The organism is Alteromonas sp. MB-3u-76, from assembly GCF_002831605.1.
Taxonomy (GTDB): domain Bacteria; phylum Pseudomonadota; class Gammaproteobacteria; order Enterobacterales; family Alteromonadaceae; genus Alteromonas; species Alteromonas hispanica.
This window is the reverse complement of the sequence record NZ_CP025115.1, coordinates 3,773,747-3,797,023: the sequence shown is the minus strand read 5'-3', so window position 1 is coordinate 3,797,023 and position 23,277 is coordinate 3,773,747. Positions and strand designations below refer to the sequence as shown.

General features: G+C 44.6%; 17 protein-coding genes, 6 tRNA genes, 3 rRNA genes and 1 pseudogene. 19 read left to right on the top strand and 8 right to left on the bottom strand.

Translation table 11 applies throughout. The features are described 5' to 3' along the window. Positions 1–28 precede the first annotated feature (28 nt). The 5 genes from CW735_RS16865 to CW735_RS16845 all read right to left on the bottom strand — a co-directional run bounded on the left by CW735_RS16865 (position 29) and on the right by CW735_RS16845 (position 2,283). Positions 29–415 (bottom strand): type II toxin-antitoxin system VapC family toxin, encoded by a 387-nt coding sequence (locus CW735_RS16865; protein WP_100972985.1) that lies wholly within the window; start codon positions 413–415, stop codon positions 29–31. After that, positions 415–645, bottom strand: coding sequence for a type II toxin-antitoxin system Phd/YefM family antitoxin (locus tag CW735_RS16860; protein ID WP_100972984.1), 231 nt, complete (start codon positions 643–645; stop codon positions 415–417). Before CW735_RS16860 ends, CW735_RS16865 begins: the two co-directional genes overlap by 1 nt. A gap of 156 nt (positions 646–801) precedes the next feature. Further along, positions 802–1,692, bottom strand: coding sequence for a homocysteine S-methyltransferase family protein (locus tag CW735_RS16855; protein WP_100972983.1), 891 nt, complete (start codon positions 1,690–1,692; stop codon positions 802–804). A gap of 62 nt (positions 1,693–1,754) precedes the next feature. After that, positions 1,755–2,042, bottom strand: a complete 288-nt coding sequence (locus CW735_RS16850) for a type II toxin-antitoxin system RelE/ParE family toxin (protein ID WP_100972982.1) — start codon at positions 2,040–2,042, stop codon at positions 1,755–1,757. A 7-nt stretch (positions 2,043–2,049) separates the two neighbouring features. After that, on the bottom strand, positions 2,050–2,283 hold the full coding sequence (locus tag CW735_RS16845; RefSeq protein ID WP_100972981.1) for a ribbon-helix-helix domain-containing protein: 234 nt from the start codon (positions 2,281–2,283) through the stop codon (positions 2,050–2,052). Positions 2,284–2,558: 275 nt separating this feature from the next. Between CW735_RS16845 and CW735_RS16840 the strand changes: the two genes are divergently transcribed. Further along, complete coding sequence (locus CW735_RS16840) at positions 2,559–3,782, top strand: IS4 family transposase (protein WP_232368312.1); 1,224 nt, start codon at positions 2,559–2,561, stop codon at positions 3,780–3,782. On the opposite strand, the pseudogene tnpA reads toward CW735_RS16840, so the two are convergent. Continuing rightward, positions 3,761–4,060: pseudogene (gene tnpA / locus CW735_RS16835) on the bottom strand (IS200/IS605 family transposase); the annotation flags it as partial. The gene CW735_RS16840 and the pseudogene tnpA overlap by 22 nt on opposite strands. A gap of 38 nt (positions 4,061–4,098) precedes the next feature. Between tnpA and CW735_RS16830 the strand changes: the two are divergent. Continuing rightward, positions 4,099–5,328, top strand: coding sequence for an RNA-guided endonuclease InsQ/TnpB family protein (locus CW735_RS16830; protein WP_100972979.1), 1,230 nt, complete (start codon positions 4,099–4,101; stop codon positions 5,326–5,328). 199 nt (positions 5,329–5,527) lie between these two features. Continuing rightward, positions 5,528–5,710, top strand: coding sequence for a hypothetical protein (locus tag CW735_RS16825; RefSeq protein ID WP_100972978.1), 183 nt, complete (start codon positions 5,528–5,530; stop codon positions 5,708–5,710). Between the two features lie 44 nt (positions 5,711–5,754). Here CW735_RS16825 and CW735_RS16820 read toward each other — a convergent pair whose 3' ends face one another. After that, entirely contained in the window at positions 5,755–6,648 is an 894-nt protein-coding gene (locus CW735_RS16820) for a LysR family transcriptional regulator (RefSeq protein WP_100972977.1), read from the bottom strand. A 158-nt stretch (positions 6,649–6,806) separates the two neighbouring features. On the opposite strand from CW735_RS16820, the gene CW735_RS16815 reads away from it, so the two are divergent. The 3 genes from CW735_RS16815 to CW735_RS16805 all read left to right on the top strand — a co-directional run bounded on the left by CW735_RS16815 (position 6,807) and on the right by CW735_RS16805 (position 11,014). Continuing rightward, positions 6,807–8,516 (top strand): ABC transporter transmembrane domain-containing protein, encoded by a 1,710-nt coding sequence (locus CW735_RS16815; RefSeq protein WP_100972976.1) that lies wholly within the window; start codon positions 6,807–6,809, stop codon positions 8,514–8,516. Beyond that, the gene (locus CW735_RS16810; RefSeq protein WP_071980700.1) at positions 8,517–9,566 is read left to right on the top strand and encodes an HlyD family secretion protein; all 1,050 of its coding nucleotides are present in this window, start codon (positions 8,517–8,519) and stop codon (positions 9,564–9,566) included. It begins immediately after the preceding gene. Between the two features lie 92 nt (positions 9,567–9,658). Then, complete coding sequence (locus CW735_RS16805; RefSeq protein ID WP_442857513.1) at positions 9,659–11,014, top strand: TolC family protein; 1,356 nt, start codon at positions 9,659–9,661, stop codon at positions 11,012–11,014. Positions 11,015–11,157: 143 nt separating this feature from the next. Here CW735_RS16805 and CW735_RS16800 read toward each other — a convergent pair whose 3' ends face one another. After that, positions 11,158–12,000 (bottom strand): hypothetical protein, encoded by an 843-nt coding sequence (locus CW735_RS16800; RefSeq protein ID WP_100972975.1) that lies wholly within the window; start codon positions 11,998–12,000, stop codon positions 11,158–11,160. 605 nt (positions 12,001–12,605) lie between these two features. Here CW735_RS16800 and CW735_RS16795 point away from each other — a divergent pair. The 13 genes from CW735_RS16795 (at position 12,606) to CW735_RS16735 (ending at position 23,254) form a co-directional block, all read left to right on the top strand. Beyond that, positions 12,606–14,138 (top strand): 16S ribosomal RNA (locus CW735_RS16795). A 109-nt stretch (positions 14,139–14,247) separates the two neighbouring features. Next, positions 14,248–14,324 (top strand) — tRNA-Ile (locus CW735_RS16790). Positions 14,325–14,367: 43 nt separating this feature from the next. Beyond that, positions 14,368–14,443 (top strand) — tRNA-Ala (locus tag CW735_RS16785). Between the two features lie 277 nt (positions 14,444–14,720). After that, positions 14,721–17,609 (top strand): 23S ribosomal RNA (locus CW735_RS16780). A 134-nt stretch (positions 17,610–17,743) separates the two neighbouring features. Then, a 5S ribosomal RNA gene (gene rrf, locus CW735_RS16775) occupies positions 17,744–17,859 on the top strand. Together the 16S, 23S and 5S rRNA genes with 2 tRNA genes alongside form the textbook arrangement of a ribosomal RNA operon. Positions 17,860–18,134: 275 nt before the next feature. Next, entirely contained in the window at positions 18,135–19,691 is a 1,557-nt protein-coding gene (locus CW735_RS16770) for a methyl-accepting chemotaxis protein (RefSeq protein ID WP_100972974.1), read from the top strand. A 173-nt stretch (positions 19,692–19,864) separates the two neighbouring features. Beyond that, a complete protein-coding gene (gene murB, locus CW735_RS16765; protein WP_071980698.1) occupies positions 19,865–20,863 on the top strand; it encodes a UDP-N-acetylmuramate dehydrogenase in 999 nt (332 codons plus the stop codon). Positions 20,864–21,058: 195 nt separating this feature from the next. Next, a complete protein-coding gene (gene birA, locus CW735_RS16760; RefSeq protein WP_071980697.1) occupies positions 21,059–22,045 on the top strand; it encodes a bifunctional biotin--[acetyl-CoA-carboxylase] ligase/biotin operon repressor BirA in 987 nt (328 codons plus the stop codon). Between the two features lie 7 nt (positions 22,046–22,052). Beyond that, complete coding sequence (locus CW735_RS16755; protein WP_232230512.1) at positions 22,053–22,784, top strand: type III pantothenate kinase; 732 nt, start codon at positions 22,053–22,055, stop codon at positions 22,782–22,784. 109 nt (positions 22,785–22,893) lie between these two features. Continuing rightward, positions 22,894–22,969 (top strand) — tRNA-Thr (locus CW735_RS16750). 8 nt (positions 22,970–22,977) lie between these two features. Continuing rightward, positions 22,978–23,062, top strand: a tRNA-Tyr gene (locus CW735_RS16745). 34 nt (positions 23,063–23,096) lie between these two features. Then, positions 23,097–23,171 (top strand) — tRNA-Gly (locus CW735_RS16740). A gap of 7 nt (positions 23,172–23,178) precedes the next feature. Then, a tRNA-Thr gene (locus tag CW735_RS16735) sits at positions 23,179–23,254 on the top strand. Positions 23,255–23,277 lie beyond the last annotated feature (23 nt).

Below are 23,277 nucleotides of genomic sequence, written 5' to 3'. Positions count from 1 at the left end.
CGTTAATTCGGTTCTGACCCTCTTTTTATCACTTACTGGCGTCGATTAATCTTATACCGTAATCAGGGAAATATTCGTCTTTCGTTAATATTTGCAATCCCTCTGCCTGGGCTTGGGCGATTAACATGCGATCAAACGGATCTCTGTGATGCATGGGTAATCTGCCTGCTTGTTGACCGTGAAATAAACTGATAGGCAATGCATTAAAACCTAACTCTTCGATAAGCGACTCTATATCGTCTGGTACTGTAAGTTTGCCCATTTGTTGTTTAATCGACATTTCCCAAACGGTGGCAGCGCTAACATAAATAGTGTTTTCAACTGTAGCAATTTGCTCTTTTGCATCATGGCCAAGCTTTTTATCACCACACATCCACCAGATCAAAGCATGCGTATCTAATAAAATTCTCTTCATTACATACCAAACGTGTTTGCTATATCGTCATTAACGTCTTTTGAGTCAAAGTCGTCAGATGCAATAACTCGCCCTTTGAATTGTCCAAACACCCTCACTTTTTGGTCTTTGAAAGGCACTAGTTTTACCGCTGGCTTACCTGACTTTGCAATGACCACCTCTTCGCCTGAAACTGCCAATTCAACAAGTTGGGACAGCTTACTCTTTGCTTCGTGCATGTTCGTTTGCATACGCTACCTCAATGAAACTTAGCTAGACTTAGCTAAATAGTAGTTTAAAAAAGGGGCGGTAGCAATTGCTTATTCAAAAATAATAGAGGTTAGCTCAAATCTGCTTTTACTTAAAAAGGGGATTAATAAACTGAGTCATATGTGGCCGCCCCCCTTCTATTTTTTTAGCTGTTCGCTCAAGGCCTTGATATGCAGAGGGCTGATTTCACAACATCCACCTATAACACTTGCGCCTTTTTGTGCCCATGCTAGAGCGTATTCAGCGTATTTCTCTGGCGATAAATCTTTTCTCTGCGCTAAGTTCTCTACTGTGTCTCCGGGGTACAGTTCATCAACCGCTTTAAACCCGTTAGCGTAAACGCCAAAGGCAATATCACGCTCTACTAACAACGAGTGAATTTCATTAAGCGCAGCGTTGATGGCTTCAGGCCGACTGCAGTTGAGCAAAATCATTTGCGGCTCTAATAGGCTTAACTCTCTAACTGCATCAGCTATGCGTTCGCCGCCGCGCAGAAGGGCTGGCTCAGTATCGCTTACTGAAAATGCTATCCATATCGGCTTCCCCGCTTCTTTTGCGGCGGTACAGGCGGCTTTTGCTTCTTTTATTGACGACATTGTTTCGCATAAAAATATGTCCGCAGCATCGCTTTGTAACTCTACCAGCTGCTGATATGAGCGCAGCGCTTCCTCAAAGGGCATGGAGTCATCAGGGTGATAACTCGCCACAAGTGGAGGCAAGCATGCTGCTATTTTTGTTTCAGCTTTACCAGATGTCGTAATAGCTTCTTGTGCAGCTTTTATCGCGGCCCCGTGTAATGGCTTAAGTAGCTCAATAGAACCATCGCGAGTTAGACGCTGTGGAGTAGCGGTGTAAGTATTTAAGGTTATAACCTCAGCGCCATTATTTATAAATTCCGCGTGCACATCACGCACAAGGTTTGGCTCGTGCAGCATGACATCGGCAGACCATAAAGGCGTTAGCTTTCTAGAAGTGCGCTTAATCAATTCTTGGCCCATGCCACCGTCTAAAATTGTCACGTTTTTCACTGTTATGCCCTATAGAAAATTTGGTTGGAGAATACCTCGATAAGACGCATGGATAAAGGAATTTAAAGCCACAAGTCTGCGTCTTGACCTCCTAATATGGCCATAATTTCTACAATATTGTCATTGATTCTGAAGTAAATAGAGTCTGAGCCACATGGGCAACGACGATAACCTAAACGAATGCTATCTATTGTTGGGTATGCAAGGGGATTGTCTGATATGCGTTCGAATGCCTCAAAAAAGCCTGCGTAATAAAGGTCGGCTTGTTTTTCACCGAAGCTTTCGAATCCGTAAATATAGATCCGTCTTAAGTCTTCTTTGGCGTTGCTAGAAAGCTTATATTTAGCCACTAGACACTTACTTAGAATTCAGGTCTTTTTTGAAATCGCTTAGTATTTCCTCTTTCGTTTGTTCTACAAACCCTGAGTTTTCTGCTTCAATTAGCTTTTGGTTAATTGTCTCGTTACGTCGTGCCTTGCGAATGAGTTCATTTACCAATTCACTTTTACTAGCATATTCTTTGGCGTCTTCCACATGGTACTTTAACCAAGCATCATTTTTTTCTGTAAGTGAAATACTTTGTCTAGGCATAAATAGTTTCCAGTCTACGGGGTGTGGTGCGATTTTACACCAGGAGCTTTGCGTTCACAATATACGCGTTTAACAAGGCCAAACTTAAAGAGACAGTCACAAGTTCATTAGCTTAGGAGTTGAAGAGACATTGGCAAGCAAAAGGCTAATGTGGATCTGACCCTGAGGTATCCCCACAAATAATGACTAAAACTCAGTAAGATAAAAAATAAAGGGAACATTCATGACGTTTGGTGATCAGATCTTTCGCCAAAAACAAATGAAGGTTAAACGCCATGAATGCCCTATCTATTGTGAACAAAGTCATCTCGCTTGTCAGCTTTAAAATGCATATGTCGCGACAAAAAGCGCTTACCGCATGTGTTAAAAGTTTGCTTAACGGAAATGCCGCAACTGTCACGAGCATAGGTCGAGGCATCAATAATAAAGCCTTTGAAAAGCACCGGATTAAGCGAGCCGACCGATTACTTTCCAATACAAACTTATTACATGAAACGCCAACTATCTATGCAGCTACATGCCAGTTGTTATGTAGTCATATTTTGCGGCCTGTTATTTCCGTAGATTGGTCAGATCTTGATGAGCATAACGGTCACTTTCTGTTACGTGCCGCTATTTCTCTTAAAGGCAGGCCCATCACGCTTTACCAAGAAGTCCATTGTAATAAAACCAGAGAAAAGCAAGCGACGCAAAGAGCGTTTTTGCATGCTCTGCGAGCAGTATTACCTTCACAATGCCATTCCATTATCGTTACAGATGCTGGGTATAAATCACCGTGGTTCAGGGAGGTGATGGCGTTAGGGTGGGATATTGTCGGTCGCGTGCGTCGGCCGCATTATTACTCGTCTGACTCTGGACACACGTGGCAATGTATTCATCAGCTTTACGCTCAAGCCACGTGCAGACCAAAGCGTTTTGATAATAGCCAGATAGTCAGAAGCAATCCTTTTGCCTGCACGCTTGTTTTATTTAAACAAAAAAGAAAAGGCCGTCACGCTCGTAACACTGATGGTTCGCTCAAGCGCTCAGGACATTCAAAAAAACATGCTCAGGGTGCAAAAGATCCTTGGCTATTGGCAACATCGCTCTCTTCTCATCGGCAGTTATCAAAACAAGTGGTCGGTATTTATCGACAGCGAATGCAAATTGAAGAAGGGTTTAGGGACATGAAAAGCACCAAGTTCGGGCTTGGCTATGAACAAAATAAAAGTATTAAAAAGCAACGTCTTACAATATTGATATTGCTGACAACATTAGCGTCACTGGTTGCTATATTACTGGGTATGGTGCTTGTTTCTTCGAACAAACATCGCCAATTCCAAGCGAATACCGAAACCAGAAGCGTGCTATCATTCCACTACCTTGGCCTTAGAGCTATTGCTTGCCGAATAAGGTTTACCATGCGACAGTGGAAAGCTGCACTTGCATTTCCTACAGAACACACAAAGTATCCATCAGACCCAAATGTTCTCTCTTTCCAAAATTGGTTTTTGAGATAAGGAAATGATTTCCAGATTTTAATTGTTGTAACTTGCTTAATCCTCCTTGCGTGCTGACCTACTGAATATCGAGTGCTGATTGTAATCAGCATATGAATGTGATCCTTGTCTATCTCAACCTCTTCGATCCTAAAGTCAGAAGATAGAGAAACATCGAAAACTGTTTTCTTAACAAACTCATCTAGTCTTCCATTTAGTAAAGGTTTTCTGTATCTAACTACCAGAATTAAATGAAGTGCTATTAGATATTTATAGTGAGATTTAGTCTCATATTCCATCTTGACAATCCGTTCTTATACAGTAGTCTATACAGTATATGAAAAGGACGCTCAGATACAATTACAGGCTAAATCCTACGACAGTTCAAGAAGCTAAACTCATTGAGTTTGGCGCTACAGCGCGTGGCATTTGGAATCTGTTGTTGTCTGAAAATAGGCGTCGATATGAATACGATAAAACATTCCTGTTTTACAAAGACATGGCTTCTCTCCTTAAGGAAATAAAGCCATTCGAGGAATTTGAGTGGATTAAAGCGTTTGATTCAGCGGCAGGCCAGCAAGTCGCTCGTGACTTAGAAACGGCGATGAAGAATGCGTTTTCAAAAGGTCGTTTGCAGCGGTTTCCAAAGCATAAAATATCCTACAAGAAAAAGAAGCTTCACAATGACTCGTTCCGAGCTGTCAATAACTCCAATTGCATTCGAATCGAAGATGGTGCTATTAGCATCCCAAAAGTTGGCAAAGTGCCAATCGTTTTGCATCGTGAGTTGGTCAGTAATATTAAAACAGTGACTGTCCAGTATCGTCACGGAAAATGGGAGTGCAGTATCACTCAGGAAGTTGAGTGTAAAACCGCTAAACAAGTATTGGAAACGCTCACTGGCTTTGACATCAACTCAAAACAAACGGTGGTAGGTTCTAACGGTTTTGTGGCCGACAACCCTAAATTTTTAAAACACTCAAAAGAGAAATTAAATCAATTGCAACGCCAGCTTGCTCGCCGAACCAAAGGTTCAAATCGCTGGCAAAAAACAAAACAACGCATCAATAAATTGCACGGCAAAATCTCAAGGCAAAGACTCGACTTTGCGCACAAAGTATCACGACAGATAATCAATGAAACTGATATAGCGTGTTTTGAAGATCTGAATGTAGCAGCGATGCAAAAGTTCAATGGCAGCATGGTTGTTGATAATGTGATGGGGTTAATCACTCAGCTTTCAAAATATAAGGCCGAGCTTGAGGGTAAGCTCTATCACGAAATTGGTCGCTTTGAAAAATCCACTGGGATTTGCTCAGAATGCGGTCAGCGTCATGTATTATCATTGAACGATAGATATTTCACCTGCTTGTCTTGCGGAACATATCAAAACCGCGACCTCTCAGCAGCTAAAAGTATAGCTCGAACAGGTGAATTAGATTTAATTGCGGCGGGAATCGTCGCAAAGGTTTTAAAGCCTATATCTCAGCAGAAATATTCCATTAAAATGAAAGTCTTCGAGCTATCGAAGTTGGATTGTGGATCTGAGAAAAGAGAAGCAGCTTAGCTCAAAGCTAGACTGTGGAAGCCCAGTGATCAGAAGCGATGTCGCTGGGTAGTTCACCAGCAAGTCGTTGTAGGCAATGTTATCGACCAACATACAAATTGTGATAGCGCGATACCCAAGTTCAAAGGCTGTTATACGGTGAATAGGATATTATTCGTTTATGATTTAAAAAGCCGGTTTGAAGAGCAGGATAACTTCAATGATAGTAGAACAAATGGTGGAAGGTGGGTGTTTCGAGGCTGTTGAGGCACTTGCTGAGCATGCGTATATTGGGCGCGGGCGTTTCGACTGGGCAAAAGTAAGTGAAGAAGCGCACAAATCACTCGATGACCGCTATGGTGAAGCGCAAGTTGAGCTCTGCATTGAAAAGTGCAAAGGCTAGAAGCTAAATTCACGGCCTAACACCGCGTGCTTAAGTAAACCACATTAGCGAGTGAACAGGCCTCTTGCCGTTTCTACAATATGCTCACTTAGCGTGTACTCTGCTCGGCTTTTGCCTGTTATCGCATAGTAGCGCTCGCTCAAACTATCTGCTTTACCAATGCAGTGTACGTTGTATTGCGCTTCTACATGATCAGCTATTGCTGAAGGCGCACAAAATACACCAAAATTTTCACTGCCAAATAGCTTTAATAGTGCACTATCATCGAACTCGGCCACAATTTTTGGATAAAGTTGCTCTGCTTCGAGCCAGCTGGTTAGCGCATGCCTTATACCTGAAGTGTTACCTTGCATTAATAGCGGCATGTGGTTTAAGCATTCTGGGAAACGCTGATTATTAGCAAGTGGCTGTTTAGCAAAAAAGCTTAACGAACTTTCTCCAAGGAAATAGCTGTTTGCGTTTACCTGTGTTCCCGGCGCTATACCTCTATCCGCCATTATAAAATCTACCGCATTAATCGCTAATTCTTTTAATAATACATCAAAGCTATCTTCTTTTATGACATACTTTACATTCGCAAACTGGCGCATGGTATGGTGTACAAAGTCAAAAAAGAGCACCTTTGGTACGCCATTAGTAATACCTATGACGAACTCTTTCGTATTGACTTCGTCGTTTGTATTGAGAATTTCAGCGAGTTGGTTGCCTTTGTGAAATATTTCACTGGCATACTGATAGCTCAATTTTCCCTTAGCGTTCAGATACAGGCGCTTGTTTATTCTATCGAATAGGGAATAGCCTAACTGGTTTTCGAACGTACTTAGCTGCCCACTTACTGTTTGAGGGGTGACATGGAGAAGTTTTGCTGCTTTCGCAATACTGCCTTCCCGCGCGACTAGATAGAAATAGTAAAGATGATGATAATTTAAATGGTGCATATAAACCGCTTTTTGGGAACGCTAAGCGTTAGTTGTAATAATTAGTTATACAACTAAGGTTTTGCCGATGAAGTTAGAAGAATATAACAGATTTAATCTTATTAAATATTAAATTACACTATAAAAAATGAGCTTGCGGGTATATTGAAGATACTATTATGGGAAAAGTAATTAATCTGCGTCAAACGCGTAAAACGCTGTTTTCGTTGTTAAAGCCTGAAGCTAGCTTCTTTTCTGTGGCTATTGCCTACGGCATTGCAATTGGCTTGTTAACACTAGCAGTACCTATTGCGGTCCAAACATTAATAAACAGCATCGCAAACATTGGCTCTACGCGAGCCGTGGTTATATTGGCCATAGTATTGTTTCTCACCTTATTTACCTCTGGGGTGTTCAGTGCCTTGCGCACCCGAATAATGGAATACTACGAGCGAAAAGTGTATGCCCGCTTAACCTCAGATTTAGGTCTTCGCACAATAATGGCGCCGCATAGCTATTTCGAAGGCCGTCAAAATATCAGCATTACGCAGCGTTATTTCGACATCATGATTCTGCAGAAAAACATTCCCTCACTCATGGTCGATGGTTTTGCGCTAGTGCTACAAATGCTGGTGGGCTTTACGCTGGTCTCGTTTTATCATCCTACCTTATTAGCGTTTAACGTTATTCTTATCCTTGTCATGTATGCGGTGTGGAAAATTTGGGGGCGCGGAGCAAAGCGCACGGCTATCGAACTTTCTACAGCCAAATATAACTCTGCAAAATGGCTGCACGATATCGCCAGTGCTCACGAGTTTTTCAAGTCGGCAGATCATGTCGAATATGCTGGCAAGAGCACCGAAGCCTTGATCAGCAACTATATTCAAAAGCATAAAAATCACTTTCATTACACCTTTTCTCAAGTGGTGATGTTTTTACTACTTTATGCAGTAGCGAGTGCGTCTTTACTAGGTATTGGCGGCGTGTTGGTTGTGCAAGGGCAGTTGTCCATTGGCCAGCTGGTGGCTGCAGAGTTAGTTATGTCGTCGGTTTTCTTAGGGCTATCTCGTTTCACTCAATATCTGAAGTTGTATTACGAGCTATACGGTGCGGCTGAAAAGCTGGGCAATGCTTTGTCTATTCCCCAAGAGTCGATGCATTCAGATGCGGAACATATTCCAGAGTCTTCGAAGCTGGTGTTTAACAAGCTCCAACTCAAATATGGTAATGATCATTGCAATATAGACGTTACTTTGGAGCCTGGCTCACAATACTTTGTTACTACAGACAAAAGCTGGGTGCAGCGAGAGCTTCTTGGTTTATTAAAGCGCTACGAACCAGTGCGCACGGGTGAGATTACAATAGATAACCTGAGTTTGAATGATTACGATATTCACGAGCTTAGACAGGCCGTCACTATTCTCGATCGCTCGCTTATTATTGAAGTTTCGATTGAGCGTTACTTGAAACTCGCTCAGCCAAAAGCAACTCAAGCTGATATTCGCAAGGCTTTAGAAGAGGTTGAGTTAGTCTCGATAATTGATGCATTGCCAGAGGGCTTACAAACCCAAGTGTCTGTGCTTGGTGCGCCGCTGCAACCACTAGAGTTTTTATTATTAAAGCTAGCTGCCGCTATTATTGCCAAACCTCAAATTCTTATTTTGAACCAGCACTTTGATGCTATTCCGCCAGATTTAAGAATACGTTTGCTCGAAAGACTGAAAGACCACGATTTTACGGTACTGTATTTTACTAACACGCCTTTGTCTCAGTGCGCAACAGGTTTGCTGCACCTACATGATGATGTAGAGATAACAATTTACGAGCAGAGTAGCCAAAACGCAGCAAGTGGTCATTCTTCAGAACATCAAGGCAAGGAGGGCTGCTAAATGAACAATACTGAAAGCCGTTTTTTAGACAACATGAAGTCGCTGCCCGCTATGCGTGTACCTAAGCTGCACAAAGTGGTGTGCGGTATTATAGGCTTTTTGATCATCGCCTCTTGTTTTATTTTGTACTTTACGCCTTGGATCCAAACGGCGTATGGCACTGGAATGGTAGATTCTCTCGACCCCGAAGATCGCATGCAGCCTATTAATGCCTTGGTTGATGGCCAAGTGAAAAAATGGCACGTGAGAGAAGGGCAGCAGGTAAAAGCTGGCGAACCTATTGTGACGCTTATCGACATAGACGCTCAGCGCTTAGAAAAATTAGAGTCGCAATTAGCCGCCGCAAACTTGAAAAATCAAGCGAATGAGACTGCGGTTAGAAATGCAGAAAATAATTTAAGACGGCAAATCAGCCTTGAAAAGCAGGGGCTGGTATCTCGAAAAGAGGTAGAGAACGCGCAGATAAAAGTGGAAGAGCTTAGAGCAAAAGCAGCGGCATCGATAACAGAAATCAACGATGTAAGTATGACCTTATCAAGACAGTCAACGCAGACAAAAGTGGCTCCGGTTGATGGTACGGTTGTTAGGCTGTTGTCAGGTGGGGTTTCTACCTTTGTAAAGTCGGGCGACATTTTAGGGCAGTTTATTCCCGCAGATGCCAAGCGAAGTGTGCGTGTCACGGTAAGAGGGCTAGATGCTCCCTTAGTAACGCCCGGGGCTAAAGCGCGTATTCAATTTGATGGCTGGCCGGTCTTTCAGTTTAGTGGCTGGCCGGGTGCAGCTATAGGCACCTTCGGTGGTGAAGTTGTTTACGTAGAGCCAGTAGCGAGCACAACCGGCGATTTTCAGGTATGGATAAAGCCCGATGAGGATGATATTGCTTGGCCTGCCGAAAGCTCAGCCCGCTTGGGGAGTCAGGTAAGAGCATGGATTTTATTAGAAGAAGTGCGATTGGGTTATGAACTGTGGCGTCAGCTCAATAATTTCCCTCCTAAGCCCACAACGCAGCCAAAAACTACCGCAAGTGATAAAGGAAGCGGTCGGTTATGATAAATACGAAAAGGTTTTTTGTGAAAAAGGTGGTTAAAGCTGCCGTTTACGCATTCATGTTTAGCGGTATAGCTAGTACATGCGCAAATGCAATGGAGAATAGCTCGAGTAAAGTGCCCGCGCCCAGCATCAATGACTTCATTGAAAGCATGACCCGCTATCATCCTTATGTACTTGCTATTAATGAAGGGAATTATCAGGCTGCGGCAGAGCTAGAGATTGCGCGCAGCAACTTCGATCCCTTCATTGAGCAAAAAACCAAAAGCAGAGTAAGCGGTTATTACGACGGCACAAATTTAACGCAGCGCTTTACCAATCCGGTTGAAGATTATAACGCCAATGTGTTTACAGAATACCGTATTGCCGGTGGCGACTTTCCGGCCTATGAAGGTGATTACGATACATTGTCTGCCGGCGAAGCTAGTATTGGCGTTGCCATGTCGTTGTTGCAAAACCGCGAAATAGATAAGCGCAGAACAGAGCTTCGCAACGCGGGGTTAGCCACTGCCCAGTGGGAAGCTCAAGCTACGAGTATGATCAACAGTTTTATTTATAAAGGCGTGAACGAATACATATCGTGGTATGAAAGTGCGCTGCAAATAAAAGCGGTACAAAACTTATTGGAAACAGCGCAAGAGCGAGAAAAAGCATTAAGTACGCGGGTGGAAAAGGGCGACTTAGCAGATATTGTATTGGTAGAGTTTCAGGCAAATCTGATGCAGCAGCGATTACTGCTCGCTGAGCTCACTCAAAAGCGAGATTCTCACGCACAAATGCTGTCTTTTTATTGGCGCTCACCGCAAGGCGACATGCTATCGTTCAATGCTGATACTCCTCCGAATAACATTGAATGGCCGTTTTGGGTAGGCGACGCACAGCTTATTGCATTGCGAAAGGCATTAAAGCAACACCCCGAGCTCGACGTATTACAGTTAGAGCAGCGGGTGGTACAAAATAAAACTGCATTGGCAAATAATGCGTTACTACCAAAGCTAGATTTGCAGGCGTCTATTGCTCGTGATGTGGGGGCAGGTTCAGAAACGCTAGAGGGAACAGAAACGAAACTTGGCCTTTCTTTTTCCTACCCATTGGGTAACAGAAAGGCGAAGGCAGAACGTTCTCAATTGCTATCAAAACAAAGAGAGCTGGGACACAAGTTTACTTCAATACAGCAGTCGATAACCCAACGCTTTGAGCAAGCCTATGTATTTTGGACACAGGCGAAAGACATTGCAGAGCTGCAAAGTCAAAACGCATCGCTTGCTAGACGTTTATCACAGGTAGAGAGGACCCGGTTTGATGCCGGAGACAGCGACATGTTTGTATTGAATGCGCGGGTACAAAATGAAATAAAAGCTCAAATTAAAGAGATTAAAGCAAAGGTAGATTTATTGAAGGCAGAGTTAATGCTTTATAAAGAAGCCGCTATGCTTTATGACATGCGATGATTGATGTTGAAGTAATACCTTACGACCTACAACTAAAAAAGCCTAGTAAAAATCTTCTACTAGGCTTTTCGGTTTTCTTGAGCACTAACTTCTCTCACTAATTGAGTTAGTCCACACCATCATCTAATCAGTTAATCATCTTACTACTTAACCGCACTCGCGAAGTCACTCTCGCTTAATCCCGCAGATTGGGCATACTCTTTAAGCTTTATTTTCGAGACACCAGAATTGTTCGCTGTATTTAAAATACGCATAACGTGCTCACGTTGCTGCGAAGACTCGCGAACTGCAGTTTCTACTACTTTTTCTGCTTTATTGGGGAACACCGCTAATAACGCGTCTACTACATATTCGCCAACGAATGCTACAGCATTGAGTGCACTTGTCATTATTTCAACAATTTTGTTTGGGTGCTCTTGAGATAGTGTTTGTACAATACTATCGGCAGAATCTGGTTGGGTTAGCACTGCTACCCGTACTATTTCATCGAGTTCCTCTGGCGTTGCCATTGCAGCAGCGTGTACTACAAAATCCACATACGTGGGTTCTGCGGTAATAGCTAACTTAACAATGTTAGGGCAGCTGCTTACCTCTTTCTCAATCGCCAATTTAACAATCTCTTCTGTGGATGATGGCTGTGCTGAGATAGCGGCAAAGATAATTTCGCGGTATTTTTCAGGGTAGGTGTCTAGTGCAATATCCACTACAGATACTACGTCTTGAGGATAGTGGCTTGAAATTGAACGGATCGCACGGCCAACAGACATCGCTTCGTCAACCTGGCGTTTCAAAAACGCCTTTTGAAAACGCGTAGCTTTGCTAGCTTCCTCTTCTGGAACAACTTCGTTTTGCGCGCCCGCTTTAGTCTCTATTTCTGCCGAAACAGTTTCTACTGCCTTTTGCGCAACGGACGCTTCAACATCATTAAGGCTAAGTAGGCTTGCTGATAACAGTGATGCCGATAGAATAATTACCGTTCTTGACATAAATCCACCTTTTATAATTATTGTGTAGCGTTATAACGATGCTGAGTGTTCGACTTCTTTGTGTTGCTGCACAAAAATCTGCCCAATGACCAACAATAATAACAACAATAATGTTGTTATCGGCAACATACGTTAACCACTTAGTGGCTACTACCATATAGGATCTTAACATTCATCCTATTAGTAATTAGTCCACATTGTCTACTTAATATCACATCTGACTAAAAATTAGGCGGTTGGTTCACTTTGTCAGATAATTATTAAAATACTTGTTGACGTGGGCGCTCAGATCCCTAAAATGCGCATCCGCTTCGGGGGAAAAGCCAAACGGCAGACACCGCGAAGTTAGTCTCTACTACCTTTGTAAGGCAGTAAAGACGGGAGTTTCGAAGTTAGCTTTAAGAAAATAAATTTTCAAAAGGTGTTGACAGTAAAAACTTCCAGCGTATAATGCGCACCTCACTCGAACAGGGTGAGTCACCAAGAAGCAACGGCTTACGGTGAGATAGCGACGAAGTCGCTATGTTCTTTAACAATTTAGACAAGACAATCTGTGTGGGCACTCGTTAAGAGTGTCTATACGACGATTCATAATTCGATATATTTAATTGAAGAGTTTGATCATGGCTCAGATTGAACGCTGGCGGCAGGCCTAACACATGCAAGTCGAACGGTAGCAGGATGTGCTTGCACATCGCTGACGAGTGGCGGACGGGTGAGTAATGCTTGGGAACTTGCCTTTGCGAGGGGGATAACAGTTGGAAACGACTGCTAATACCGCATAACGTCTACGGACCAAACGGGGCTTAGGCTCCGGCGCAGAGAGAGGCCCAAGTGAGATTAGCTAGTTGGTGAGGTAAAGGCTCACCAAGGCGACGATCTCTAGCTGTTCTGAGAGGAAGATCAGCCACACTGGGACTGAGACACGGCCCAGACTCCTACGGGAGGCAGCAGTGGGGAATATTGCACAATGGGGGAAACCCTGATGCAGCCATGCCGCGTGTGTGAAGAAGGCCTTCGGGTTGTAAAGCACTTTCAGTTGTGAGGAAAAGTGAGTAGTTAATACCTGCTCACCGTGACGTTAGCAACAGAAGAAGCACCGGCTAACTCCGTGCCAGCAGCCGCGGTAATACGGAGGGTGCGAGCGTTAATCGGAATTACTGGGCGTAAAGCGCACGCAGGCGGTTTGTTAAGCTAGATGTGAAAGCCCCGGGCTCAACCTGGGACGGTCATTTAGAACTGGCAGACTAGAGTCTTGGAGAGGGGAGTGGAATTCCAGGTGTAGCGGTGAAATGCGTAGATATCTGGAGGAACATCAGTGGCGAAGGCGACTCCCTGGCCAAAGACTGACGCTCATGTGCGAAAGTGTGGGTAGCGAACAGGATTAGATACCCTGGTAGTCCACACCGTAAACGCTGTCTACTAGCTGTTTGTGACTTTAAGTCGTGAGTAGCGAAGCTAACGCGATAAGTAGACCGCCTGGGGAGTACGGCCGCAAGGTTAAAACTCAAATGAATTGACGGGGGCCCGCACAAGCGGTGGAGCATGTGGTTTAATTCGATGCAACGCGAAGAACCTTACCTACACTTGACATGCAGAGAACTTTCCAGAGATGGATTGGTGCCTTCGGGAACTCTGACACAGGTGCTGCATGGCTGTCGTCAGCTCGTGTCGTGAGATGTTGGGTTAAGTCCCGCAACGAGCGCAACCCTTGTCCTTAGTTGCCAGCATTTAGTTGGGCACTCTAAGGAGACTGCCGGTGACAAACCGGAGGAAGGTGGGGACGACGTCAAGTCATCATGGCCCTTACGTGTAGGGCTACACACGTGCTACAATGGCATTTACAGAGGGAAGCGAGACAGTGATGTGGAGCGGACCCCTTAAAGAATGTCGTAGTCCGGATTGGAGTCTGCAACTCGACTCCATGAAGTCGGAATCGCTAGTAATCGCAAGTCAGAATATTGCGGTGAATACGTTCCCGGGCCTTGTACACACCGCCCGTCACACCATGGGAGTGGGATGCAAAAGAAGTAGTTAGTTTAACCTTCGGGAGAACGATTACCACTTTGTGTTTCATGACTGGGGTGAAGTCGTAACAAGGTAACCCTAGGGGAACCTGGGGTTGGATCACCTCCTTACCAAAAACGTCGAAAGACGCCTTGATGCAGTGCCTACACAGATTGTTTTGTCTGAAATATTAGAGAACACCACGGTAGTACTCACTCTATACAGAGTATTGCGCAAGTTAGGCTTGTAGCTCAGCTGGTTAGAGCGCACCCCTGATAAGGGTGAGGTCGGCAGTTCAAGTCTGCCCAAGCCTACCAACTTCTTTCGAATTCATTTTATTCCATGCGAAAGATTTTATATGGGGCTATAGCTCAGCTGGGAGAGCGCCTGATTTGCATTCAGGAGGTCAGCAGTTCGATCCTGCTTAGCTCCACCACTTCTAAGTGCATTTATTAAGTGTATTTAAAAGTGGTTTTTTTACCACGATATGTTCTTTAACAATTTGGAAAGCTGATATTAATAGTAATCAATCAGAAGAGTAATTGAGAAGTCGAAAGACGCACTTTTTACTCTACTTGACTTGAATTGCTTGTTATCAATTTATTGATAGCAAGGCAATTCTTCCGATTAGCTTGTCATGCATACAACATTACCCTTGTCCGATTTCAAAAGGCGGACATGAGGCCGATACTCAAGGCTTTTTAGGGTTGTATGGTTAAGTGACGAAGCGTATACGGTGGATGCCTTGGCAGTTAGAGGCGATGAAGGACGTGTAAGTCTGCGAAAAGCTGTGGTGAGCCGACAAAATGCATTTGAGCCACAGATGTCCGAATGGGGAAACCCACCTGTTTACAGGTATCGTTACATGAATACATAGTGTAACGAGGCGAACGAGGGGAACTGAAACATCTAAGTACCCTTAGGAAAAGAAATCAATTGAGATTCCCCTAGTAGCGGCGAGCGAACGGGGAGCAGCCCTTAAGCTGTTTAGTGTGTAGTGGAATCCTTTGGGAAGAGGAGCGATACAGGGTGATAGCCCCGTACACGTAGCGTGCTTTACAGTGAAATCGAGTAGGTCGGGACACGTGTTATCTTGACTGAATATGGGGGGACCATCCTCCAAGGCTAAATACTCCTAACTGACCGATAGTGAACCAGTACCGTGAGGGAAAGGCGAAAAGAACCCCTGTGAGGGGAGTGAAATAGAACCTGAAACCGTATACGTACAAGCAGTGGGAGCCCTTCGGGGTGACTGCGTACCTTTTGTATAATGGGTCAGCGACTTATATTTAGTAGCAAGGTTAAGCGAATAGCGGAGCCGTAGCGAAAGCGAGTGTTAACTGCGCGTTGAGTTGCTAGGTATAGACCCGAAACCCGGTGATCTAGCCATGGGCAGGTTGAAGGTTGAGTAACATCAACTGGAGGACCGAACCGACTGACGTTGAAAAGTCAGCGGATGACTTGTGGCTGGGGGTGAAAGGCCAATCAAACCGGGAGATAGCTGGTTCTCCCCGAAATCTATTTAGGTAGAGCCTCGGACGAATTCCATTGGGGGTAGAGCACTGTTAAGGCTAGGGGGTCATCCCGACTTACCAACCCTTTGCAAACTCCGAATACCAATGAGAACTATCCGGGAGACACACGGCGGGTGCTAACGTCCGTCGTGGAGAGGGAAACAACCCAGACCGCCAGCTAAGGTCCCAAAATATTGCTAAGTGGGAAACGATGTGGGAAGGCATAGACAGCTAGGAGGTTGGCTTAGAAGCAGCCACCCTTTAAAGAAAGCGTAATAGCTCACTAGTCGAGTCGGCCTGCGCGGAAGATGTAACGGGGCTAAGCAATATACCGAAGCTGCGGCAGCACAGTTTACTGTGCTGGGTAGGGGAGCGTTGTGTAAGTGGATGAAGGTGAGTTGTAAAGCTTGCTGGACATATCACAAGTGCGAATGCTGACATGAGTAACGATAATGGGAGTGAAAAACTCCCACGCCGGAAGACCAAGGTTTCCTGTCCCATGCTAATCAGGGCAGGGTAAGTCGGCCCCTAAGGCGAGGCAGAAATGCGTAGTCGATGGGAAACGGATTAATATTTCCGTACTTGTATAATCAGTGATGGAGGGACGGAGAAGGCTAGGCAAGCTTGGCGTTGGTTGTCCAAGTGAAAGTGAGTAGGCTGCGTATTTAGGTAAATCCGGATACGCTCTTTAAAAGAGAAAGGCCGAGACACGAGACGAGCTCCCAAGGGAGTGAAGTTGTTGATGCCCTGCTTCCAGGAAAAGCTTCTAAACTTATGATTATATGAACCGTACCCCAAACCGACACAGGTGGTCAGGTAGAGAATACTAAGGCGCTTGAGAGAACTCGGGTGAAGGAACTCGGCAAAATTGTACCGTAACTTCGGGAGAAGGTACGCCTCTGTTTGTGAACACTTCGCGTGGTAAGCAAATGGAGGCCGCAGTGACCAGGTGGCTGGGACTGTTTATTAAAAACACAGCACTCTGCAAACTCGTAAGAGGACGTATAGGGTGTGACACCTGCCCGGTGCCGGAAGGTTAATTGATGGGGTTAGCGTAAGCGAAGCTCTTGATCGAAGCCCCGGTAAACGGCGGCCGTAACTATAACGGTCCTAAGGTAGCGAAATTCCTTGTCGGGTAAGTTCCGACCTGCACGAATGGTGTAACCATGGCCACGCTGTCTCCACCCGAGACTCAGTGAAATTGAAATCGCAGTGAAGATGCTGTGTACCCGCACCTAGACGGAAAGACCCCGTGAACCTTTACTACAGCTTGGCACTGAACATTGAACCTACATGTGTAGGATAGGTGGGAGGCTTCGAAGCACAGTCGCTAGATTGTGTGGAGCCGTCCTTGAAATACCACCCTTGTATGTTTGATGTTCTAACATTGGTCCCTTATCGGGATTGTGGACAGTGTCTGGTGGGTAGTTTGACTGGGGCGGTCTCCTCCCAAATAGTAACGGAGGAGCACGAAGGTTAGCTAATCACGGTCGGACATCGTGAGGTTAGTGCAATGGCATAAGCTAGCTTAACTGCGAGACAGACACGTCGAGCAGGTACGAAAGTAGGTCATAGTGATCCGGTGGTTCTGTATGGAAGGGCCATCGCTCAACGGATAAAAGGTACTCCGGGGATAACAGGCTGATACCGCCCAAGAGTTCATATCGACGGCGGTGTTTGGCACCTCGATGTCGGCTCATCACATCCTGGGGCTGAAGTCGGTCCCAAGGGTATGGCTGTTCGCCATTTAAAGTGGTACGCGAGCTGGGTTTAGAACGTCGTGAGACAGTTCGGTCCCTATCTGGTGTGGGCGTTGGATGATTGATGGGAGCTGCTCCTAGTACGAGAGGACCGGAGTGGACGAACCGCTGGTGTTCGGGTTGTCATGCCAATGGCATTGCCCGGTAGCTACGTTCGGAACGGATAACCGCTGAAAGCATCTAAGCGGGAAGCCGGCCCAAAGATGAGTCATCCCTGACCTTTAAGGTCTGGAAGGGTTGTTATAGACGATGACGTTGATAGGCAGGGTGTGGAAGCGTTGTAAGGCGTTAAGCTAACCTGTACTAATTGCCCGAGAGGCTTAACCATACAACGCCTAAAAGGCTTCGATGAGAAGTTGGCGTTGTAAGCAAAGACAAGCTAAAAGCAAGATAGAGTAAAAAGTAAATTACTCACTGATTGAATTAATATCAAACTTTCCTAAATTGTTATAAAAGTTTTTTCCTGGCAGCCATAGCGATACGGTACCACCTGACTCCATTCCGAACTCAGAAGTGAAACGTATTAGCGCCGATGGTAGTGTGGGGTCTCCCCATGTGAGAGTAGGACACTGCCAGGTCCCATTAAGAAAAACCCGCCTAACGGCGGGTTTTTTGCTTTCTAGAATCCCAAAAGTCATAAACGGGGTCAGATCCACATTAAGCACTCCTTCACAGCCTAGCGATACTTTTTTTGACAGAAAGTGGTGCTATTACCACATTTGAGTATTAATCCCAGCAGCCAAGTAAGCCAATGTGGATCTGACCCCATTTATCTCTAAGACTATCTTCGTATAGTTTTTTTCCGAGTTTTCTTCTATTTTGATTATATTGTCAGGCAAAATAGTGATTGGGTATGTTAATTGTTGTTCCAGCGTTAGTGTCGGCGGTAGCTGTTGTTGCGAGTTTTTTCATTACAAATTCAATCTATATAACTGTCGTTATTGCTTTCTTAGCTACCTTGGTGGCAAGTTATTTTCTGTCTAATCTCGACTCAAAATCCGAGTCCTCGAATGAAGCGCATCCAGCTGGCTCTGGGTATCTTGATAGAAACGCACCAAACGGTAACAAAATAAGTGCCTCGTCAAGCAAAATTGCTATAGGCGGCGCGTCAGTCTCATTCTTTCTCGATAAGTTATCATCAGCGTTTCGCGATCAGGTAAGCAGTATAAGTGAAATGAGTGGAAGACTTCAGAACTTAGAGTCTGGAAGTGCTTCACTTAAAGAGCTTACCAGCCAAGCAGGTGACGCGGTTTCCCTTTCTGACGAGAAGACTCAGCGTGGAAGTAGAAGACTTAAGAAAGCATTAGAACATCAAGAGTTACTTCGTGAACAGATTACTATTTCGTCTCAAACGCTCGTTGAGTTAAAAAGTAGAGCAGAGGGCATCAGCAATATTACTAACACTATTAATCAATTAGCTGACCAAACTAATATGCTTGCACTTAATGCCGCTATAGAGGCCGCTAGGGCTGGTGATCAAGGGCGAGGTTTTGCGGTAGTTGCTGATGAAGTGCGAGAGTTGGCGAAGAAGACGACAGAGGCAACATCTGGTATAGAGCATGTTTTACAAGACGTGAACCAGAGTAGTAAGCAAGCTGTTGAGACCATGAGTAAGGTATCAGAGTCGGGCGAAAGCATGAGCGAACTACTCGTTGAAAGTGAAACATTAATTGCAGAATCAAGTTTGCTTTCTTCTGAGGCAAGAACAGCAATGCTGTCGATGCAAGAAAATGTGTCGAATCTTGCTCAGGATAGTGGCGGTATTGGTGTTTCTATTGAATCATTACAGAACGCTACGAGTAGCCTGGAACATGATTTATCCGAGGTTTCCGAGCAGGCCTTGGCGTTAAGTACTCAGGCCGAAGACATTTTTAGGTTGTTAGAGTCGCTTGATATTGATGATGAGAATAGCCGAGTTCGGGATATCGCTATTAATACTTCAAAGCAAATAGGCAGGCGCTTTGAAAAAGCGATTAGCGATGGAACAATTAGCGAGAGAGAGCTGTTCGATTTCACCTACACCCCTGTGCCCAATACAAACCCTGAGAAACACACTACAGCGTTTGATAGCTTCACAGACAAAGTACTACCCGAGATTCAAGAGCCAATATTAGATAATAATGACTTTATCATCTATGCCGGGGCTGTAGACGTGAACGGTTACTTCCCAACACATAACATTAAGTTCAGTCAGCCGCTCACTGGTAATTACGATACCGATTTGGCCAATAATAGAACGAAAAGGATCTTTAGCGATAAAACTGGCAGTAGGTGCGGAAGCAATACTGAGTCTTTCCTCCTGCAAACTTATAAAAGGGACACGGGGGAGATAATGCACGACTTATCTGCGCCTATTTATGTAAATGGCAAACATTGGGGCGGCTTTAGAATTGGCTATAAAGCGAAGTAATGCACTGAATACGATTCAATTCCATGCGTCCTCAGAGTCGTTTGCAGGAAGCCAGCGGTGTTATCGTTGGCTGATTTATATTTAATAAGGCGTATTTCGGCCTTATTACCCTTTTATTTATATGACCATTAACCTACCATAACGCTCATCCTAGAGCGCAATGTAAATACGGTATGCCATCTCTCAAGCCCTACAGTACCTTCGGTCTTTCTACATCCTGCAACACAGTAGTCAGTTTCTCATCAGCAAATGAATTTATCGACGCTTATCGAAAATTCCCTGTTAGCTATATTGTAGGCGGGGGAAGCAACTCTATTTTTCTCGATGATTTTGACGGTGCTTTACTTGTCAATAATATTAAAGGCATTAGTCATTTCGATACCGACTCGCATCACTACATAAGCGCAGGCGCTGGTGAGAACTGGCAAGCGCTGGTTGAGTTGTGCATGCAGAATGGTTGGTATGGCTTCGAAAATTTGGCTTTAATTCCAGGCTCTGTGGGGGCAGCCCCTATACAAAATATAGGGGCATATGGGGTAGAAATAAACCGATTTATCGAGTCTGTTATTGTGACTATGATTGACACAGCAGAACAGGTACGGTTAACACCTTCCGACTGCCAATTTGGCTATAGAGACAGCATATTTAAGCATGATTTGGCCGGCAAGGCACTTATTGCGCAGGTGAATTTTGCGCTACCCAAAGATTATCAATTAGAGACTTCTTATGGCGAACTAGCATTGCTAACATCGCCAACTGCACTTGATATATATAACAAAGTCATCGAGGTAAGAAAAAATAAATTGCCCGACCCAGAGGTACTGGGCAATGCAGGAAGTTTTTTTAAAAATCCAGTTGTGAGTAACACGCAATTTGCCAAGCTCAAAGCGACGTACAGTGACATTCCTGGGTATTCGGTAAGCGAAAATGAAACAAAAGTGCCTGCAGCTTGGCTGATAGATTGTATTGGCTTTAAAGGAAAGTCTTACAATGATGTTCGATGTCACCCCACACAGCCTTTGGTGCTGACAAATTTAGGCAATGCTTCTGGTGATGACGTGCGTTATATGGCTACCGAAATTATTCATAGTGTTAGAAAAACCTTCGATATTGATCTTGAGCCAGAGGTAAGGCTTATCGGAAAACGTGGGTTAGAGACATTGTCGAACTAACATAGTGTATTGGCTTTTTATAGCAAACGTCGTTTAATGCTAAATGCTGTTACCTACTAGTCATTTATTTAAGAAGTAATGTGATAGTGACTGTCAGCGCAGGACCTCAGCGCAGGACCTCAGCGCAGGACCATAAAAGCACAGTAAAAGTAACGACGCTGCAATCATGCGAGAGTTATAAAGGATTGTTCAAATATGAGACAGGCATCTAAAGTAATAAGAAAACATATTTTAGCCTTATTGTCTGACGGCCACTTTCACTCAGGTGAAACTATTGCTCAACAGGTGGGGCTGTCTCGAACCGCCGTGGCGGGCCATATTTCCCAGTTATCCGATTGGGGGTTAGATGTATTTAAAGTAAAAGGTAAGGGATACCGTCTTGATCGAGGCTTTGAGATGTTAAGCGCTGATAGCATAAAGAAATACTTAGGCAATACAAAGCGAGCAATGATAGACGTGGAGTCTGTCCTTCCCTCTACCAACACCGAGATGAAGAAGCGTATTGCCAATAATCGCGAAGAACTTGCAGACGGCGACGCTATTTTTGCAGAAATTCAAACTGCCGGCAGAGGAAGACACGGCAGAGCCTGGTTGGCACCGGTAGGCGGAAGCTTAACGTTTTCTATGTATTGGTCGTTTCCCGACGGTTATCAAAGTATGGCTGGCCTGTCTTTATTAGTGGGATTAGCAGTATGCGATGCGCTTAAAGAATTCGGTGTGAATGATGCCGAATTAAAGTGGCCGAACGATATCTACCTTCAGGGCAAAAAACTGGCGGGTGTACTCATTGAAGTAGAAGGGCAGATAGGGGCGACAGCACATTGTGTTATTGGTATCGGTCTTAACGTTTGTGTACCAGACAATCAGTATGACGTGGGGCAGCCGCACAGCGATTTAGCATCTTTTTTAGGAAAGGTACCTGATAGAAATGAATTAGCGGCGCAGATTATTAAGTCTCTGTGGTCGTATCTACCTAAATTTACTCAACAAGGCTTTGGTCCATTTGTACCTCATTGGGAGGCGTTAGACTTGTACGGCGACAGACGAATTGTGCTGCAAATGGGAGAAAAACGTTTTTCTGGTATCGACAGAGGCGTAGACGCTAGTGGTGCGCTGTTGGTTGAAACACAAGATGGAATAACGCGCTTTCACGGCGGTGAGGTAAGTCTTCGTGGTAACTGAAGCATCGGTGTTATTGGTTGATGTAGGAAACACGCTTATAAAATATGCGTTACTGAGTAACGTGCATGAAGAGCCAAAAGCTAGTGATTCTCTAGAAAGTTTATTTTCTTTTGTCGATGTTCAAAAAAATATTACTCATCTTTATATCGCATCAGTGAGAAATCAGGACATGGTTGATGAAATATCAACCATGTGTGCAGCGAGAAATATTGCATTTGTAGAAAAGCAGACAGAAAAAGAAGCCTTCGGAATAAAAAATAGTTACGCCAATGTACAAAAAATGGGCGTGGATAGATGGCTTGCCATGATTTGTGCAGCCGAAAAAACAAAAAAAGCATTTTTTGTTATGGATGTGGGCACAGCAATTACCGTTGATTTTGTTGTTGATGGTCAACATTTAGGCGGTTGGATAGTGCCTGGCTTTAACGTTATGAGAGATGCTTTAGTAGCTTCAACAAAAAAAGTATTCGCTAATGATGAAATTCCAACCAGCTTTGGGGTAGGGACGGACACCGAAGAATGCGTAGCAACGGGGTGTCATGCAGCGGTTTATGGTGTTTATTTGAGCGCCGTTGATTACATATCAAGCAAACAAACCGAATTTGACATTATTTTAGGGGGGGGAGACAAAAAAGTGTTTGCATTCTTAGAATCCGCTGTTAACATTCGTCCCGCTCATTTGGTGGTGCAAGGTCTTGCCCGATATGCCAGAAAAGAACTTAGTGATTTTCTAGCGTAACCTTCTGATAGATTGAGAAATCGGTCAGAAAAGAAAAATGAAAATTTTTCAAAAAGACACTTGCACTGAGTAATTCATTACTCTAGAATGCGCACCCACTTGATGTAGTGCCGACTTAGCTCAGTTGGTAGAGCAACTGACTTGTAATCAGTAGGTCGCCAGTTCGATTCCGGCAGTCGGCACCATCAATTCTGGAGGGGTACCCAAGCGGTCAACGGGAGCAGACTGTAAATCTGCCGGCTCAGCCTTCGCAGGTTCGAATCCTGCCCCCTCCACCACTTTCTTTATGAGGTGGCCAGAGAATTAAGATTTGCGGGCATCGTATAATGGCTATTACCTCAGCCTTCCAAGCTGATGATGTGGGTTCGATTCCCACTGCCCGCTCCAAATCAGTGCTGATATAGCTCAGTTGGTAGAGCGCACCCTTGGTAAGGGTGAGGTCGGCAGTTCAAATCTGCCTATCAGCACCAGTTTTCTCCCCAGCTCATGTTGT

Excerpts from the sequence above, each read along its gene's own strand:
- CW735_RS16845 (WP_100972981.1), bottom strand. The coding sequence starts at position 2,283 with ATGCCTAGACAAAGTATTTCACTTACAGAAAAAAATGATGCTTGGTTA.
- CW735_RS16865 (WP_100972985.1), bottom strand. The coding sequence starts at position 415 with ATGAAGAGAATTTTATTAGATACGCATGCTTTGATCTGGTGGATGTGT.
- birA (WP_071980697.1), top strand. The coding sequence starts at position 21,059 with ATGAGACAGGCATCTAAAGTAATAAGAAAACATATTTTAGCCTTATTG.
- CW735_RS16860 (WP_100972984.1), bottom strand. The coding sequence starts at position 645 with ATGCAAACGAACATGCACGAAGCAAAGAGTAAGCTGTCCCAACTTGTT.
- CW735_RS16810 (WP_071980700.1), top strand. The coding sequence starts at position 8,517 with ATGAACAATACTGAAAGCCGTTTTTTAGACAACATGAAGTCGCTGCCC.
- CW735_RS16825 (WP_100972978.1), top strand. The coding sequence starts at position 5,528 with ATGATAGTAGAACAAATGGTGGAAGGTGGGTGTTTCGAGGCTGTTGAG.
- CW735_RS16830 (WP_100972979.1), top strand. The coding sequence starts at position 4,099 with ATGAAAAGGACGCTCAGATACAATTACAGGCTAAATCCTACGACAGTT.
- CW735_RS16815 (WP_100972976.1), top strand. The coding sequence starts at position 6,807 with ATGGGAAAAGTAATTAATCTGCGTCAAACGCGTAAAACGCTGTTTTCG.
- CW735_RS16770 (WP_100972974.1), top strand. The coding sequence starts at position 18,135 with ATGTTAATTGTTGTTCCAGCGTTAGTGTCGGCGGTAGCTGTTGTTGCG.
- CW735_RS16820 (WP_100972977.1), bottom strand. The coding sequence starts at position 6,648 with ATGCACCATTTAAATTATCATCATCTTTACTATTTCTATCTAGTCGCG.
- CW735_RS16840 (WP_232368312.1), top strand. The coding sequence starts at position 2,559 with ATGAATGCCCTATCTATTGTGAACAAAGTCATCTCGCTTGTCAGCTTT.
- CW735_RS16800 (WP_100972975.1), bottom strand. The coding sequence starts at position 12,000 with ATGTCAAGAACGGTAATTATTCTATCGGCATCACTGTTATCAGCAAGC.
- murB (WP_071980698.1), top strand. The coding sequence starts at position 19,865 with ATGCCATCTCTCAAGCCCTACAGTACCTTCGGTCTTTCTACATCCTGC.
- CW735_RS16805 (WP_442857513.1), top strand. The coding sequence starts at position 9,659 with ATGGAGAATAGCTCGAGTAAAGTGCCCGCGCCCAGCATCAATGACTTC.